Source organism: Thioalkalivibrio sp. ALE11 (assembly GCF_000381205.1).
Lineage (GTDB): Bacteria > Pseudomonadota > Gammaproteobacteria > Ectothiorhodospirales > Ectothiorhodospiraceae > Thioalkalivibrio.
Genome location: NZ_KB906169.1, coordinates 168,160 through 182,926, shown reverse-complemented (window position 1 = coordinate 182,926; position 14,767 = coordinate 168,160). Strand labels below are relative to the sequence as shown.

The window sequence follows — 14,767 nt, the reverse complement described above, 5'->3', positions numbered from 1 at the left end:
TCCCGCGCCCCGCGGCGCAGCAGATCGGTCAACGGGTCCTCTGGTCCGTTCGGGATGTCTGTCGTATCGTGAGCCATGGTGGCGTATCTCCTCGGGCTGGTTGGTTGGTGGTACTTCCATTCCAGCCGGATACGCCGCCTTCCTCAATCCCCCCGTACACCACTTTCGACAGTAACTCGGTACGCTGCGGCTCTGACCGGACAGGAAATGTCAGCATGGCGGATCACCATGACAACAGTTACAAGCTCCTGTTTTCGCATCCCGAGATGGTGCGGGACCTGCTGACCGGTTTTGTCCGGGAGGAGTGGGTGAGGGAGCTGGATTTCTCCACCCTCGAGAAGGTGAACGGATCCTACGTGACCGACGAACTGCGCGACCGCGAAGACGACATCGTCTGGCGCGTGCGCTGGGGTGGCGGCTGGCTTTACGTGTACCTGCTGCTGGAGTTCCAGTCGAGCGTGGACCGTTTCATGGCGGTGCGGATGATGACGTATGTCGGGCTGCTGTATCAGGACCTGATCCGGCAGAAGGCCCTGACGCCCGGCGGCCGCTTGCCCCCGGTGCTGCCGGTGGTGCTCTACAATGGAGAGACGCGCTGGACGGCCGCACAAAACGTGGGCGAGCTGGTCGAACGGGTACCGGGTGGCCTGGAGCATTATCGGCCCGATCTGAGCTATCTGCTGCTGGACGAGGGCGCGATCGTGGAGGCGCCCGACTGGTCGGACGAGACGCGCAACGTGGCGGCGGCGCTGTTCCGGCTGGAGCCCAACCGCAACGAGCAGGACCTGCTGGAAGTGCTGGGCCGTCTGGTGGAATGGCTGCGGTCCCCGGAGCAGACGGGGCTGCGGCGCTCGTTCGTGGTGTGGATGCGCCGGGTGATGCTCCCGCATCGAGCACCGGGGATGGAACTGCCGCCGTTCAACGACCTTCAGGACTTGCACGAGGTACACGACATGCTGGCCGAACGGATCAAGCACTGGCCCGACCGGTGGATCGAGGAAGGGCGCCAGGAAGGGCTTCAGGAAGGGCGCCGCGAAACCGCGCGCAATCTGATCCGGTCAACCGAGATGGACGACCGCGCGATCGCCGAGATTGTCGGGCTGACAATCGAGGAGGTGACCGGGCTGCGGGAAAACCCTCCGCAGTGATCCGCCCCGGTCCGGATTGTCCCGCCTGGATCGATGCCGAACCGAGATCGGTGCCTTGATCGCCGGGATGGCAACGAAACCACGGTTGTCGTGTGGATGCACCGGGCGTTGCTACCGTATCGAGCACCGGGGACGGATCGGCGACTGGCTTCGGCCACTGACGAGCAGTTGAACGAGTGGATCGTCGGGATCCTGGACGCGGACAGCCTCGAGTCCCTGCTGGGGCCGCCGGGGGCTGACACCTGAGCATGGTCGGGGAGATCGGCCAGAGGGCGGGCCTCCACGGGGGGTACGGGAACCGTCGCCCATCTTCGGGATCGATGATACATTGGTAAAACGAATTATCGATCGATCAGGGTGCTGAAAATGGAAGCCCTCACCATCTCTCCGAAATATCAGGTCGTCATCCCCAGGACGGTACGCGAGGCGCTGCATCTTCGTGCAGGCCAGAAGGTGCAGATTATTGCGTACGACGACCGTATCGAACTGATTCCCGAGCGGCGTATGAGCGAGATGCGGGGGTTCCTCAAGGGCATTGACCCTGACGTCCCGCGCGAGGGAGATCGCGTGTGAACGTGGTCGATTCGTCCGCGTGGCTGGAATATTTTGCCGACGGCCCCAATGCCGAAGTTTTTGCAGACGCCATCGAGACCACGCCAGAACTGATCGTCCCCACGATCAGCCTCTACGAAGTCTTCAAACGGGTACTCCAGCAACGAGGCGAGGCGGCAGCCTTGCAGGCGGCCGCATTGATGCAGCAGGGCGAACTCGTCGAACTCACGGGGCCTTTGGCCCTGTCCGCCGCGAGTCTCGGCAACCAGCATGGTCTCCCGCTCGCCGACAGCATCATCTACGCCACCGCGCGCGCCCATCAGGCCGACCTCTGGACCCAGGACGCCGATTTCGACGGGCTTCCAGCTGTTCACTACATCCCGAAGCCTTCCCCGTAGGAGGCCAGCCCTCTGGCCGATCGGGGCTGTCAAACACCCAAATCGGCGAGAGGGCTCGCCTCCTACGGGCCGGGGTCGCCTTGTGGGAGCACAGCCCCCTGCGCGATGGGTGGATGTCCGGCCGGCCCGCATAGTGCATGACCGCTTCGGCTTCGGAGTCAGGATTGCGAGCAGGCCTTGTTACGCTGCAGTGCCAGCCGGAAGCCGTGTTCCGACGCATGGGCCAAGCCACCAACTACTCGAACCAGTCGGTGACGTGCAGGTCGGGAATGCGTTGAAACTCACCGATGTTGTGGGTAACAAGCGTGGCGGCGCGTACGAGGGCCGTGGTGTCCAGCGCATATTTCACAGCTCTTCCCGCGCTGTCCGGCCCGGAGACCCGCAGCTCATCCAGGCTCGGAAAATCCGCCCACTGGCCCGGCAAAGCCCGAACGTTCTCGGGCCATTCGTTCCGGGTTTTATCTTCCACCAGCCGGGCCACATATCGGCTCACCGGGAGGCCCGCAGCCCGCGCCGCCTGCTTGAGGCGCTGTTCGTGTTCCTGATCAAGATAGATGGTGACCTGGCCCATAAGTCCTCCCGGCATCGGACATATAAGTACAAGTATAGGTAACCCCCGATATCTTCACCAGGTTTCCTCTCTGCCCCGCAACCAACCGCCGGTGCGCAAGCCCCTGCGCGATCCGGCGCGGGGATACATCCAATCGGCCAGGGAGCCGCCCCAGCGCGCAGGGAAGGCCTGCCGCTATCCTTCGGGCGGGAATAGCCCCGGCATCAATTCAGGGGCCAGCGCTGCGGGCAGCGCCAGGCGCAAAGGGGCTCGGCTGCTGTCGGAGGCCAGAACTCCCTGTTTGACGAGCGCCGAGGTCACCCGGCGGGCCTGGCGCTCGCTCACATCGAGCAGCCCGGGCACGTCCGCTCTGGGCACCTCTCCCCGGTACAATACCGCCTCGAGAAGGCGCCCCGACCTGCCCGGCAATTCATCCGCCCGCACCCTGTCTTCCGCCCAGCGCAGGATCCGCTCACGGAAGCGGCCGGGGTCCATCAGACGCTCCATGAACGCCACCTGGTCGATACAGACTTCCAGGAAAAACTCCACGAAATCCGCCAGGGCCGCTTCACTGAGCTGACCACGGCCATCACGGTCACCGCGGCGGGGTTCATCACATGCGGCAAGGAGCTGCTTGTAGCGGCCCTCGCTGCGGGCCAGGCCTCGCGCCACGGACCAGACCCCGCCGCTGTTCAGGTGCTCCACCAGGATGGCATGGGACATCAACCGCGCGACGCGACCGTTACCGTCCAGAAACGGGTGAATCCATAACAGCCGGTGATGGGCACAAGCCACGCCCAGCATTCGATCGGCCTGCCCGCCCCGCGAATAAGCCGCGTGAAACCGCTGCATGAACCGTTCCACAGCACCCGGACTGACCGGCACATGCCGCCCGATCCGGACATCGTGTGTTCGGTATGCACCGGGAAACACCCGGAGATGCTGGCCCGTGTCGGGATCCTCAACCCACAGAAGATCGTCCGGGAGCCGCTCGCAGAAGCACCGATGTAACTCGCACAGCCCCTCGGGCGCCGTCTCGCGCCCCTTCAGCCCCCCAGCGTCGATCCAGCTCTGAACGTGGATATGCGCCGCCGCCTCCAGTTGCAGGTCGCGCTGACGGGAATCCGGGCTGTATTCGCCGGCAAGCGCCCGCTCGATGGCCACGGGATGCGTGTAGTGGCCTTCGATCAGGTTGCTGTAATAGCAGTTCATGGAGCGCACCAGGCCGGCCAGGGCCGATTCCACCCCCACCGGAAGGCGGGCGCGAAAGGCAGCGGCCTGCGCAACCAGATCCAGCACCCGATCGGTAAGCCGCCCCCGATGGGCGGAGCCCTCCCCCACCACCAGGGGCTCCATCAGGGCAATGCGTTCACCTCGATCAATGACTGCGCTCATGGCCGGTTGGATGCCCTTTCACGCCATTTGCATGAGTCTCATCCTATCAGCAATTTAATCTCCGAATGGCGTCCGCATCGGGCATGCCATGACCGGACCGATGGCCGGATCCGTGGCCGGTTTGTGCTCGCCCGGGTCGAGGAAGTCGCGCCCCGCCGGCCAGCATCGCGGAGCAGTCCGGAAGCACGCCCCTGCGCGATGCAGCGCCGGGGACAACCCAATCGGCGAGAGGGCTCGCCTCCTGCGGGCCGGGGTTACCTTATGGGAGCGCAGCCCTCTGCGCGATGCGGCGCGATTTTGGGCGGATGCGACGGGATCGTATACTCGCCGGACGTATACGCAACCAGCGGTGTCGCATGCCCCCGAGCAATATCGTCGAAGGCCCTCGCGTAGCCACCTGGCACTGTCCCTCCTGCCGCGAATCGGTGCCGCGACTGCTGCCCAACGGCAGCGCCAACCGCGTGACCCTGCCGCCCGAACGCACCATGCTGCCGGATGACGACATCCGCGCGGCCTGCGAACGGGTACAGGGGCTGCGCGCCCCGGAGGTGTGCTACGCCTGCGACCAGGCGTTCCAGGAACTGCTGGGCACGCTGGTGCGCCCACCAGCCGAGGAAGGAGACGCCCGGGGCGAACCCGGGCTGAACGACACCGGCGTGATCGGTGCCCTGGTCCCGCTGGCCGAACGCGGGACCCAACTGCTCATCTTCAACGTGATCGCCGGCGAACTGCGCTGCACCGAGATCGAATACCTCACCGATTTCGACCCCGACCGCCTCACCTACCCCGGATCACGCGGGGCGATCGCTCCGCGGATCTGGGCACTGTACGAGCAGCACCTCGCCGAACTACACGGCACCCCGTCAGAGGGCGAGTGAATTGGAGCCGAGGGGCAGCTCTCCGTTCCGCGATGGCGAGACATCGCCCGGACCGACGAGACAATCAGTCTCGTCGGTCTGCGGCTACCAGCACTGGGATACGCTGCCGTCCTGCGTGGTGCGGTCTCCAGTATGGTCGAGCGAAAGGTTGCCACAGCCATCATTCGCCTGGCGCCCCTGCGCATTGGCCCGGATCAAAAAGCTAGTGTCATCCGATTGCGCATCAACCCGCTCAAAGGTGTAACGGCCTTCGTCTTCGATCTCACTGCGGCAGCCACGGTTCGGGAGCGATCCCGGATAACTCATGTCGCTGGTGCGCTCGCGCTCCATCGCCTGTGCCAGCTCCGCAAGACACCCCGTCGCCTTGGCCCGCCACGAGTTATCCACGTGGTTCAAATAAGCCGGGTAACCAATCGAGACGATGATCGCCAGAATCGCGATCACGATCATCAGTTCGATCAGAGTGAAACCTTCGTTTCTGCGTAGAAGCGTCATGGATCACCCCTGCGGCGAGCTGTACACAATGACGTCACGGACAGAAGGTCTGTCGGCCCGGTCGTCATCGACAACTCGATACTCGATCCACTGTCCCACTTCTACCCGGCCCAGGCTTGTGGAACCTCCATCCTCCGTGGCAAGCCTCACGGACGTGGGGACGCGGAACCAATGGTCGTCAATCTCGATGGCATGCTCGACCACATCCACGCCCGTCACCTGCCCCATGTAGCCCCCCTCCATTTCGGCGGCCGCCGGGAAAGCCAGCATAAAGACCAGCAACAACCCGACCAGGGCACTTCTTGAGATCCAGACTAGTGTTTTCATTGTTCCACCTCTCCTATCAGCGCAGCTGATACCAACTGCGCGGTCCCAGCCCGGCCGATCCAGGCGCCTCATCGATCGTCTCGCCTTCCGTCCCACTGATCAGGCGGAAGACCTGCCCGGTCTCGGGATCGCGAACGACCGTCGGGCGCCCGGCGATGCCAACCCCCGGATCCACGGCACTCGGGGGGATCTCCTCCCCATCGTGGTCGACGAGATCCTCTTCGCCGAAGCTGCCGGAACTGCCTCCGATGTCGAAAACCGGGTCATCAGGCCGCCCCCCACTGGCCGCATCCAGGGCAAAAAGGAACGAAGTTCCACCACCGCGACACGGATCATCGAACGGGATCAGAGTAACAAATTCGACCCGACCATCGATCAGGACCGGCTGGGTAACCACCCGCTCCCCTTCGGCGTCCTCAGCATCGAGCGCCAGCTTCCAGCCTTCGTGCTCATCGGGATCGAGCGTTTTCTCCGAGGTCACGCGCCAGCGAATCCCGTCGCCGGTCATGCCGTCCTCCTTGATTTCCTGTGTCAGCAGATCATCGTCCGCATCCACCGGGGCATCCGTATCCTCGTGGATCCGGATCCCGTAAAAGGCCTCCGTTTCCCCGGACACTTCATTGTCGCCCTCGGCGAAATACTGTCCGGTTCCGAACAGCACGATGGAGCCTCCTTCAGGGAAACTGCCCAGCGCCGGTTTGGCCGTAATCGGCCGCTCCGCCTCGAACAGCGGACGCGGGGTGTTTCCCTGCTTGAAGGTCACGTCCCAGTCATCTGCCGAGGGATCCTGCTGGCCCGGGTCAACATCAAATGCCCACATGTTGCCCTTCAGATCACCCGCAAACCCCGCCTCGAGGATATTCCCGGAACCCGCGCGGAACACCACCGGCGACAGTCCATTGTCACCGTCGGACTCCGTTTCGATCTCCTTCCGCACCGTTCCGTCTTCGAGGTTCAGGATCATCAGCACCGCATCGCCACTATCGCTGTCATATCCGTTCCCGAAGAGCACGCTCCATTCACCTGGGCCGGTCTGCGCGACAGTTGGCTCACCGTCAATCGTGTAACCCAGATGCTCCGAGTCGTCGGCAGTGAACTCCCAGAGAACGTCCTCATCCGGGTTCTGACCAAAGGTTTCCGGATCCGTAACGTCCAGTGCGTACAGCCCCTTACCCCCTGCGCCGAGGGTCCCGATCAGGATGGTTTTCCATTCCCCGTCCACCTGAGCGTGGGTAATGTGCTGGCTGCCGTCCACGTAGTACCGGTGCTGATAGTCCGGGTCCGCCAGATCGGGCAGATGTTCCAGCAGCATGGACGGTGCGTAGGCGAACAGCTCGTCGCCCGTTTCGGCATCGAACGCATGCAGCATGCCGGCGTTGGAGCCGACGTAGACGACTTCCGCCCGGTCTTCGTTGTCTTCCAGGAAGCCCGAGTATCCCGTCAGGCTGCTGTACCCCATGTTCAGGTTGGGCCCCTGGTAAGTGGGATCCGAATTGACGATGTCGCCCATCACCGAACCACGATTACGATAAGGGCCACCGTTGGCGATTTCGTTCGAGTCATCCCCTGCCAGATAGTCGACCAGACCGTCTTCTTCGGGGCCGAAGATCTGCTCGGCATCGGGAATCTCTCCCCATTCGAACGGGACAGCCTCGCCCGCATCCGAATCGAAGGTGAATACGTTACGGTCCGTAAAACCATTGCTCTCAACACGATCGTCCAGCAGAGTGGCCGCAGACCAGGCCTCCTCGAACGTCAATGCCTCGAAATCGGCTTCGAGCGCCACCAGATCACCCGACCAGTCCGCCGAATTGAAATGGGCCTGAAACACCCGCGCCCCTTCATCGACACTCACCTGGGTCGACTCGGTCGCCAATGACGTACGTGATGCCCCCGCGCGATCGGATATCTCCGCCAGAACGTCCGACAGCTCCTCTGCGAATACATCGGGGTCGAGTGCGGAGAAAAAGCCCCCGCGCGAGTTCACACCCGCATGCAGGAGGTCATCGATCTTGTCCGCATCAGAAAACTGAGTCCGAGGATTTGTCGCTTCCGGCCAGTCAATCTCTTCCCCGGTATGGATCGCCTCCATGGCCTCGTCCGGATCGATCGAACCGGTCACGCCCAGACCGACACCGTACGTGACCATGTGCTGCCAGAACGCCGGATTCAGAGAATCCGTCGGAACCCTGTTCTCCAGGTCCGGTCGCAAATCGTTTTTCCAGTAATGCATGGCCACGTCGGCCAGCGTATTGGAAGTCCCATCGGCAAAAGGCGGCCCTGGCGTATACTGAAAGGTCTCGCCATCGGGAGATTCGTGGGTCGGCCCGGGCGAGTCGTCGGCATTACCCACGCCCGGACTCAGTCGGTTCCAGAAGCCATCCGTCATCAGGATGGTGTAGCTCTGCCGGCACTCCAGATGCTCGCCCCGGGGGTCACCAGGTTCACCGGGCGTCTCGCTCCAGGGGCCCTGATTGTCGGTACGCGAGAAATACTCTCCAGCGTCTCTGAGAGAGCGACGCAAGGGCGTTCCACCCCAGGGGTGGAATTCGTAGAGCATCTCAAACCAATCCTCGCGGTGCTGCCCTTCAAACGGTGAGACATCCATCAGCACCGCTCCCGCATTGATGGCACCGAACCCGACCCGGAACTCACTCCCCTGGTTGGCAAAAGCGCGACCGATCCCGGCCGCGCCGGTCAACATGCGGCTGCGGTGATAGGTAAAGAAGTTGGCGAAGTTCTGGATCTCTTCGTCGTAGGTGCACACGCCCTGCGCTGCATTCTGACAGTCGGAGCGAGCCTCGCGACCGTGCCCCTCGAACGGGCCTTCACCGGGCAGGATCTCCACGCGTTCGTAATTGCTCAGATTGGACAACGACCCGCCGGTGTGGTGGTAATACAAAGGATATTCCTCTGATGGGTTCCACCAAGGCCCCATCGTATGCTCCGTCGTCAGGTCACGGGTGCCGGCCCCGGTGTGGATCGGATGATAATACGCCGCTTCCGGATCAGCCGGCTCCATCTCCTGCCCGTTATGGTCCACCCACGGTCGATATGTCCTCGACGGATCATAGTACTGGGGGTTACCTGCCACACTGCGATATCTCGCCGCCTGCAAGCTATGATTGAAATTGGAAACAGACCAAGACGAATAGAGGCTGTTCCCGGGCCCGAACATTCCACTCGCTGGCGTAAAGTTGTAGTAGGGTAGGATCATGTTGTCCGGAATGGACTCCCACTGCATCGACCCGGAATCGTCGAGGATAAACAGGACGTTCGGGTCCACCGGGCTGGTGAGGAAAAGAGGAACCTGCGCGGGAGTCTGCGCCTGCGCCGGCCCTGCAATGCCTACAAATGCGGTTGCCAGGGCCAGCGTCAGGGCACTCTTGCGAAAGGTTCGCCGGGCACCAGGAGTCCGTTCCATCCCTGCTTCTCTGGTTTTCATCGCAGTCACCTCTTTTCCCTTTCTATCGTTCAATTCGTCACGCGAATGACGGCCTGGAGCACAACCCGAGTCTGATCCGTCCCACCAACACCCACGGATGTAATGCGATACGCGCTGACGGACTCCGCAGGCCCGAATTCTTCATCACAGACCTGCCCGGGCGGGCAGGAGTCCTCACCGACCAGAGACAGAAGTTCCACATGCGTGGCATGCGCCTCGGTATCACCGGGATCCAGGTGATCGAGCCACTCCTCCACATCGAGCGGTGAAAAGCTGATCGAGCCATCCGGAGACCCCGGGACCTGGTTCCGCTCAGCCGCACGCAAACCGGCCTCGGCCTGCTGGAAGGCAAGGTTGCGATCGTGCATGTTGCCGGCCATGCGTTCCTGCAGCACGGTGTTCTGCATGCCGGCGACGGCCAGTAGCGTGATCACGACCAGGAGGATCAGGCCGACGACCAGCGCGGCCCCCTGCTGGTGCTGCTTCCCGCGGTTGGCACGGGCCGCATGGGATGGTTGGTTTCTCATGTCGTAACCTCGAGATCAATCAAGCAGGTTTCGGGCACCGACGGTGGTACTGAACGTCTGATACAGCCGCCGGTCCTGAGCATTGAACAGGTTGCCACCGGAGCCGGAGGTCGGGAAAAAGAGGTCCTGGCGAGGTTGATCGACGACGTTATCTTCCTGTCCGTTGTACACAAGGAGATGGATGCGGACCGCCACGGCGTCCTCCCAGTCACCGGAGCCCATGTTGCTCGCCCACTCGAAGCGGTTGACATGGCCATTGTCATCGGTGTCGAGACCATACTCCACACTCATGTCGTATACACCGGCGACAACCTCGACGGTTTCATGAACGGGATTTCCATCGCCGCCCGAAGTCGTCGTCCGGCGGTAAAGGCTGTAGGTCTCGCCGTCTGGAGATTGCCCGACATAATAGGTCCTGCTGGACAGCGCGAGGATATCAATCGGGCCATTAAAATCGACATAGTCCACCTCGATGTTGCCAGGATCGACATCCTCATCCTGTCCGGGGCCACGGTTGATCACACCCTGCTGATCCGGGACGTTCTGGAATTGTTCGCACACTCCCGTGGAAGGATCGGCGATGAGAAGAATCTGTCCCTGACTAACCTGCGTGGGATCCCCTTCACTGAGTTCAAATTCTTGCTGCGTACCACCCTCCGCTTCGAACGGACCACCGCCGACCGAACCCATGGACGAGACGGTCAGGATGTCTCCCCGCTCGGGGCTCGGGTTGTCCGGCTTATCGGCATTGATAAAGCCGGCCCCGGGCTCATGCAGATCGGGGTCATAATCGGCGCTAGCGGTATTGAGGAGGTTATTGACCGATCCGGGGCACCCACCGTACCCAGCCTCGCGCGCATCGCGCGCGATGATATCGAGGGCGAAGCGGCCGGTTTCCTGCACGCTGGACATCGCCTCCTGGGTGCGATTGGTCTGCTGCGTGCCGATGAACACGTTGATCACGCCGGCCATGAGCAGCAGGCCGAGGAGGATCGCGATCATCAGCTCAACCAGCGTGAGGCCGCGCAGCGACGAGATGCCAGCCGGTACAAGGTGCCCGTTCGCGCCTTTCATATCTCGGTCCTCGTGGTAAAGACTTCGGTGTAACCATCGGCCGGAGCGTCATCGTCATCGTCATCGTCGATGCGGTCTTCCTGCCAGCGAACGGTGATAGTGAACGTATCGCCATTTCGGAAAACACTGGCCTGACCGGCGGGGAGGGTACAGGCGATCGCGTTTTTCCATTGAGCAAGGTCCTGGTCAGCGAGATCGCCGGTCAGGCTCAGGTTAGGATTGCAGGCACCACCCGTCCCCTCATTATCTGTGAAGGCGGTATCGTAATCACCCGACAGAGCGGCCTGGCGGTTAGTCCGCATGCGGTCGGCGATGTCGTAGGCCAGGTTGGTGGCCTGGGAACGCATGTACGAACTGTGATTGGCCTGCAGCGCGTTGGCCTGCAGGGCCGCAAGGCCGATCAGGCCGATCGACAGGACGAGTACGGCAACGAGTACCTCGATGAGGGTGACGCCCCTGGACTTTCGGAGCGACGGGCGTTGCTGGAATCGTGATTGGGTCATTGCGGTTTTGCCTTGCATTCTTCGGTCCTCGCGGATCAGGGGCAATCGGAGCGGACGATGCCGACCTTGCCGCCAGGTCCAATGTTCAGATCCCGTGCCCGTTCGCCGGAGCAGTTCTCGGCGTGGATGTAGAACATAGGATCGTCCTCATCATCCCGCCCGGGGCTTTCACGCCCACCCAGCGGCCCGAAGGTGAGGTGGCTCTGGTCCTCGATGTTGTCATCGATGACGACCCGACCGGAGATGTCCTCCCAGCGACGCAAGGGATCGGCCATTTCGGGCGCGGCACAATCATTCCCCAGAACCACCCGCCAGCCGTCCGCGTGCCAGTCGCCGCCGGCGTCGTCGACCGGGCAGACGGAGACCTCCTCGCCGCGGGTGACCGCTTCGCTGCGAGCGAAGCTGAAAGCCGTGCTGAGTTCGTTTGCAGCGGCGGTGGCCCGGTTGTTCTGCACCAGACTCTGGAAACCGGGGACGGCGACCGTGAGCAGGATGGCCGCCACGGCGATGGTGACCATCAGCTCGATCAGGGTGAATCCGAGAGCGTTACGAGACATGCCGCGGGTCCTTGTGGAATCGGTCGATTTCACTATGGGCGCAAGCCATGTGACGAGCAAGGGTTTCAGTGCCGAACGGTCGGCAAAGGGTACCGAATGGTTATGGATCGAACGGGCATCCCTGATGGGCGACGCGAGGGCGACCGGCGCGGTTGATGACGACGGCCCGGCCTGCCGCTTCGTTGCAAATTCTCAGCGTACCCATCTGGAGCGCGCCGGAGAGGCGCCGGGTGGCGCCGAGCGCTCCGTAGGTGACGCGATGCCGCACCGGGAGATTGCCACGGATTTCCAGGCCCCCGTCGGGGTTCCCCTGCCGCCGGCGAAGGATGTCGTTCGCGCTGGCAGGCTGGGTTGCGAGACCGGGGTTGTGGAAAACCAGCCACCCGGACTCCCAACGGGCATCGCCGGAACAGTGAACGCCGTTGGCACTGGCACAGAGAGTAACCGGCGCAGCGGTCCGCACGGCCTCGCTGCGTGCATGATGGAGAGCGGTGACGAGTTCGTTGGTGGTGGCGATCAGCCGGAACCGGTCCACGAGTTGCGCAAACGACGGGATGCCCACGGTCACCAGCAGGACGAAGACCAGCAGGGCCACGAGCAGTTCGATGAGCGTGAGCCCGCGGGTCCGCGGGCGGTATGGGGTAGGGGTCACGTCGGCTCCTCCCTGAGTCCGGACATGGTTGCGGGCGTTTGTCTCGCCCTGGGTGGCAAGCTAGCGCGCGGGCGCCGTTGCTGCAAGAGCATTGTGGCGAGGCGCGGGCCCGGCGGGTGCGCGGGAACCCGGCACCCCGAGCGCTGCCTTATTGGGTAGAGCCGTGGAGTCACCCGGAGGGATGATGGCGAAGAACGTTCAGCAGATGGATCAGGCGCAGTTGCTGGAGCTGCAGCAGCAGGCCGCGCGGGAGGCGCGCCGGGACACGGTTTTCCGCGACGAGGCCCGGTCGGGCGTGCCCACGCCGGAGCTGGTGGTGATCCCGCCAGGAGAGCTCGAAATCGGTTCCGATGCGCGGGAGTTCGGCCGCCAGGAGCACGAGGGCCCGCGGCGGCTGGTGACGCTGGAGCGGCCGTTCGCGCTGGGGCGTTTTACGGTCACGCTGGAGGAGTGGCTGGCCTTCGAGGAGGCCACCGGGCACGAGCGCTGGGACTGGCTGGTGCGCCCGAAGACGCCGCGCACGCCGATGTTCAACATCAAGCCGGCGGGAGTGCGCAAGTATCTGGAGTGGCTGAGCGAGGAGACCGGGCAGCGTTACCGCCTGCCGACCGAGGCCGAGTGGGAACATGCCTGCCGCGCGGGGACGACCACGCCGTTCGCGTTCGGCGAGGTGGTGGGCTGCCGCGACGTGCATTTCAATTCGCTGTTCCCGTACGAGGAGCGGCGCCAGCGGCGCAAGTGGTATATCCCGGCGTGCTTTCCGCTGAACCGGCCGCTGGATGTGGGCAGTTTTCAGCCGAACCTGTGGGGGCTGTACGACATGCACGGGAACGTGCAGGAGTTCACCGCGACGCCCTGGCACGACGGCCACGCGAGCCTGCCACGCGACGGGGTCTACGGGCCGGAGCCGGACAACGAGTGGCTGGTGACCAAGGGCGGCTCGTGGTTCGACCCGGCGGTGCTCACGCGCAGCGCCGCCCGCCGGCGCCGCAACGTGGACGAGATGGACACCAACCTGGGATTTCGCGTGCTGCGGGAGCTGGAGAGCTAGCGCCCGTAACCGGCTGGAGTCTCTGTCGGGGAACCGGGCGGGGCAACACAGTATCCGGATCAACGCGCAGTGGCGGATCTGTTTTCGGTGGACGAACGAGGGTGTCGAAGATGTGGAGATCGTCGACTACCACTGAGCAAAAGGCTTCGGGAGGAGCGACGGCATGAGTTCAAACGGTATGCGGCCCGTCCATCCGGGCGAGATCCTGCGCGAGGAATATCTGGCACCGCTGGGCATGAGCGTGAACGCCCTTGCCGGTGCCCTGCATGTGCCGACAACGCGCATGAATGACATCGTGCGCGAGCAACGCGGCATCTCCGCCGACACGGCCATGAGGCTGGCACGCTATTTCGGAACGTCCGAACGTTTCTGGCTGAATCTCCAGCTGGAATTCGAACTCAGGCAGGCACAGCTCGAACTTGCCGAGCGGGTGCGCCGCGAGATCGAACCGCGAGCGGCCTGAGGCGATCGTTCGGGTCAGTAGTGGTAACGGAGCTGTGCGATGAGCACAGTGTCTTCATCGATCTTGTAGACGATCCGATGTTCGGTGGAGATTCGGCGGGACCAGTAGCCTGAAAGGCCGTACCTGAGCGGTTCGGGTTTGCCAATGCCTTCGAAGGGGTCGCGCTGAATGGCGCGAATGAGCTCATTGATGCGCTTGACGGTCTTCCGCTCGTGGCGCTGCCAGTAGAGATAGTCTTCCCACGCATGCTCGGAGAAGAGCAGCTTCATTCCTCGATGTCCTTCTCCAGACCTCCCCCGCGTTCCAGTTCGACCACGGATTCAAGAAGCCGGCGGGCGTTCTCGGGGGCACGGAGCAGGTACGAGGTCTCCTGCAGGGCTTCATAGTCTTCCAGCGACATCATCACCACGGATGGAGCCTTGCTCCGGGTAATGATGACGGCCGAATGGTCCTCGCAGACCTTCTCCATCGTCCTGGCCAGCTGACTCCGGGCCGCCGTGTAGCTAATGGCATCCATGGTATACCTCGCCGTCATTGAACCTGTACATGTACGCAATACTGTACGTATTCTCCAGCAATGACAAGCATCCCTCCCGGAGAACGCCTGGTAGCCAGCTGACACCGCGCGCCGGCGTCGCAACGTGGGCGAGATGGACACCAATGAGCACCGGATCGCGCAGGGGGCTGCGCTCCTACAAGGCACCCCCGGCCGCGGGGCCCGTCCTCTGGCCGAAGACGGCATGAGTGAGACC

Annotated in this window: 18 protein-coding genes and 1 pseudogene; 7 read left to right on the top strand and 12 right to left on the bottom strand. The window is 63.2% G+C overall.

From position 1 onward, the window contains the following. Positions 1-215 precede the first annotated feature (215 nt). The 3 genes from F620_RS0108780 (at position 216) to F620_RS0108765 (ending at position 2,098) form a co-directional block, all read left to right on the top strand. On the top strand, positions 216-1,148 hold the full coding sequence (locus tag F620_RS0108780) for an Rpn family recombination-promoting nuclease/putative transposase (protein WP_019570271.1): 933 nt from the start codon (positions 216-218) through the stop codon (positions 1,146-1,148). A 366-nt stretch (positions 1,149-1,514) separates the two neighbouring features. After that, a complete protein-coding gene (locus F620_RS0108770) occupies positions 1,515-1,721 on the top strand; it encodes an AbrB/MazE/SpoVT family DNA-binding domain-containing protein (protein WP_019570269.1) in 207 nt (68 codons plus the stop codon). Continuing rightward, positions 1,718-2,098: a type II toxin-antitoxin system VapC family toxin gene (locus F620_RS0108765; protein WP_019570268.1), complete on the top strand. Its 381-nt coding sequence runs from the start codon at positions 1,718-1,720 to the stop codon at positions 2,096-2,098. Before F620_RS0108770 ends, F620_RS0108765 begins: the two co-directional genes overlap by 4 nt. 235 nt (positions 2,099-2,333) lie before the next feature. Here the strand turns inward: F620_RS0108765 and F620_RS14305 are convergent, their stop codons facing one another. After that, positions 2,334-2,669 carry a hypothetical protein gene (locus F620_RS14305; RefSeq protein WP_019570267.1) on the bottom strand — a complete coding sequence of 112 codons (336 nt, stop codon included), beginning with the start codon at positions 2,667-2,669 and terminating at the stop codon, positions 2,334-2,336. A gap of 174 nt (positions 2,670-2,843) precedes the next feature. Beyond that, positions 2,844-4,004 carry a Fic family protein gene (locus tag F620_RS0108755; protein ID WP_019570266.1) on the bottom strand — a complete coding sequence of 387 codons (1,161 nt, stop codon included), beginning with the start codon at positions 4,002-4,004 and terminating at the stop codon, positions 2,844-2,846. Positions 4,005-4,399: 395 nt separating this feature from the next. Here F620_RS0108755 and F620_RS0108750 point away from each other — a divergent pair, with 395 nt between their 5' ends. Continuing rightward, complete coding sequence (locus F620_RS0108750) at positions 4,400-4,921, top strand: hypothetical protein (RefSeq protein ID WP_018869240.1); 522 nt, start codon at positions 4,400-4,402, stop codon at positions 4,919-4,921. 84 nt (positions 4,922-5,005) lie between these two features. Here F620_RS0108750 and F620_RS0108745 read toward each other — a convergent pair whose 3' ends face one another. From F620_RS0108745 to F620_RS0108710, 8 genes are all read right to left on the bottom strand, one after another. Next, positions 5,006-5,416 carry a type IV pilin protein gene (locus F620_RS0108745; RefSeq protein WP_019570264.1) on the bottom strand — a complete coding sequence of 137 codons (411 nt, stop codon included), beginning with the start codon at positions 5,414-5,416 and terminating at the stop codon, positions 5,006-5,008. 3 nt (positions 5,417-5,419) lie between these two features. Continuing rightward, on the bottom strand, positions 5,420-5,743 hold the full coding sequence (locus F620_RS0108740) for a hypothetical protein (protein ID WP_019570263.1): 324 nt from the start codon (positions 5,741-5,743) through the stop codon (positions 5,420-5,422). A 16-nt stretch (positions 5,744-5,759) separates the two neighbouring features. Next, complete coding sequence (locus F620_RS0108735; RefSeq protein ID WP_231373883.1) at positions 5,760-9,188, bottom strand: pilus assembly protein; 3,429 nt, start codon at positions 9,186-9,188, stop codon at positions 5,760-5,762. A 29-nt stretch (positions 9,189-9,217) separates the two neighbouring features. After that, a complete protein-coding gene (locus F620_RS0108730) occupies positions 9,218-9,715 on the bottom strand; it encodes a PilX N-terminal domain-containing pilus assembly protein (protein WP_019570261.1) in 498 nt (165 codons plus the stop codon). A gap of 15 nt (positions 9,716-9,730) precedes the next feature. Then, complete coding sequence (locus tag F620_RS0108725) at positions 9,731-10,789, bottom strand: PilW family protein (RefSeq protein ID WP_019570260.1); 1,059 nt, start codon at positions 10,787-10,789, stop codon at positions 9,731-9,733. After that, the gene (gene pilV / locus F620_RS0108720; RefSeq protein WP_026331383.1) at positions 10,786-11,292 is read right to left on the bottom strand and encodes a type IV pilus modification protein PilV; all 507 of its coding nucleotides are present in this window, start codon (positions 11,290-11,292) and stop codon (positions 10,786-10,788) included. Before pilV ends, F620_RS0108725 begins: the two co-directional genes overlap by 4 nt. A gap of 35 nt (positions 11,293-11,327) precedes the next feature. Then, on the bottom strand, positions 11,328-11,849 hold the full coding sequence (locus tag F620_RS0108715) for a GspH/FimT family pseudopilin (protein WP_019570258.1): 522 nt from the start codon (positions 11,847-11,849) through the stop codon (positions 11,328-11,330). Positions 11,850-11,949: 100 nt separating this feature from the next. After that, the gene (locus tag F620_RS0108710; RefSeq protein WP_019570257.1) at positions 11,950-12,501 is read right to left on the bottom strand and encodes a GspH/FimT family pseudopilin; all 552 of its coding nucleotides are present in this window, start codon (positions 12,499-12,501) and stop codon (positions 11,950-11,952) included. A gap of 184 nt (positions 12,502-12,685) precedes the next feature. On the opposite strand from F620_RS0108710, the gene F620_RS0108705 reads away from it, so the two are divergent. The 3 genes and pseudogenes from F620_RS0108705 to F620_RS0108700 all read left to right on the top strand — a co-directional run bounded on the left by F620_RS0108705 (position 12,686) and on the right by F620_RS0108700 (position 14,015). Then, positions 12,686-13,552 carry a formylglycine-generating enzyme family protein gene (locus F620_RS0108705; RefSeq protein WP_026331382.1) on the top strand — a complete coding sequence of 289 codons (867 nt, stop codon included), beginning with the start codon at positions 12,686-12,688 and terminating at the stop codon, positions 13,550-13,552. 7 nt (positions 13,553-13,559) lie between these two features. After that, positions 13,560-13,688 (top strand): annotated as a pseudogene (locus F620_RS14815) (type II toxin-antitoxin system RelE/ParE family toxin); the annotation flags it as partial. A 27-nt stretch (positions 13,689-13,715) separates the two neighbouring features. Further along, positions 13,716-14,015, top strand: coding sequence for a HigA family addiction module antitoxin (locus F620_RS0108700; protein WP_026300803.1), 300 nt, complete (start codon positions 13,716-13,718; stop codon positions 14,013-14,015). 14 nt (positions 14,016-14,029) lie between these two features. Here F620_RS0108700 and F620_RS0108695 read toward each other — a convergent pair whose 3' ends face one another. Further along, entirely contained in the window at positions 14,030-14,284 is a 255-nt protein-coding gene (locus F620_RS0108695; RefSeq protein WP_019570255.1) for a Txe/YoeB family addiction module toxin, read from the bottom strand. Further along, a complete protein-coding gene (locus tag F620_RS0108690) occupies positions 14,281-14,532 on the bottom strand; it encodes a type II toxin-antitoxin system Phd/YefM family antitoxin (RefSeq protein ID WP_026279434.1) in 252 nt (83 codons plus the stop codon). Before F620_RS0108690 ends, F620_RS0108695 begins: the two co-directional genes overlap by 4 nt. Positions 14,533-14,767: the final 235 nt, after the last annotated feature.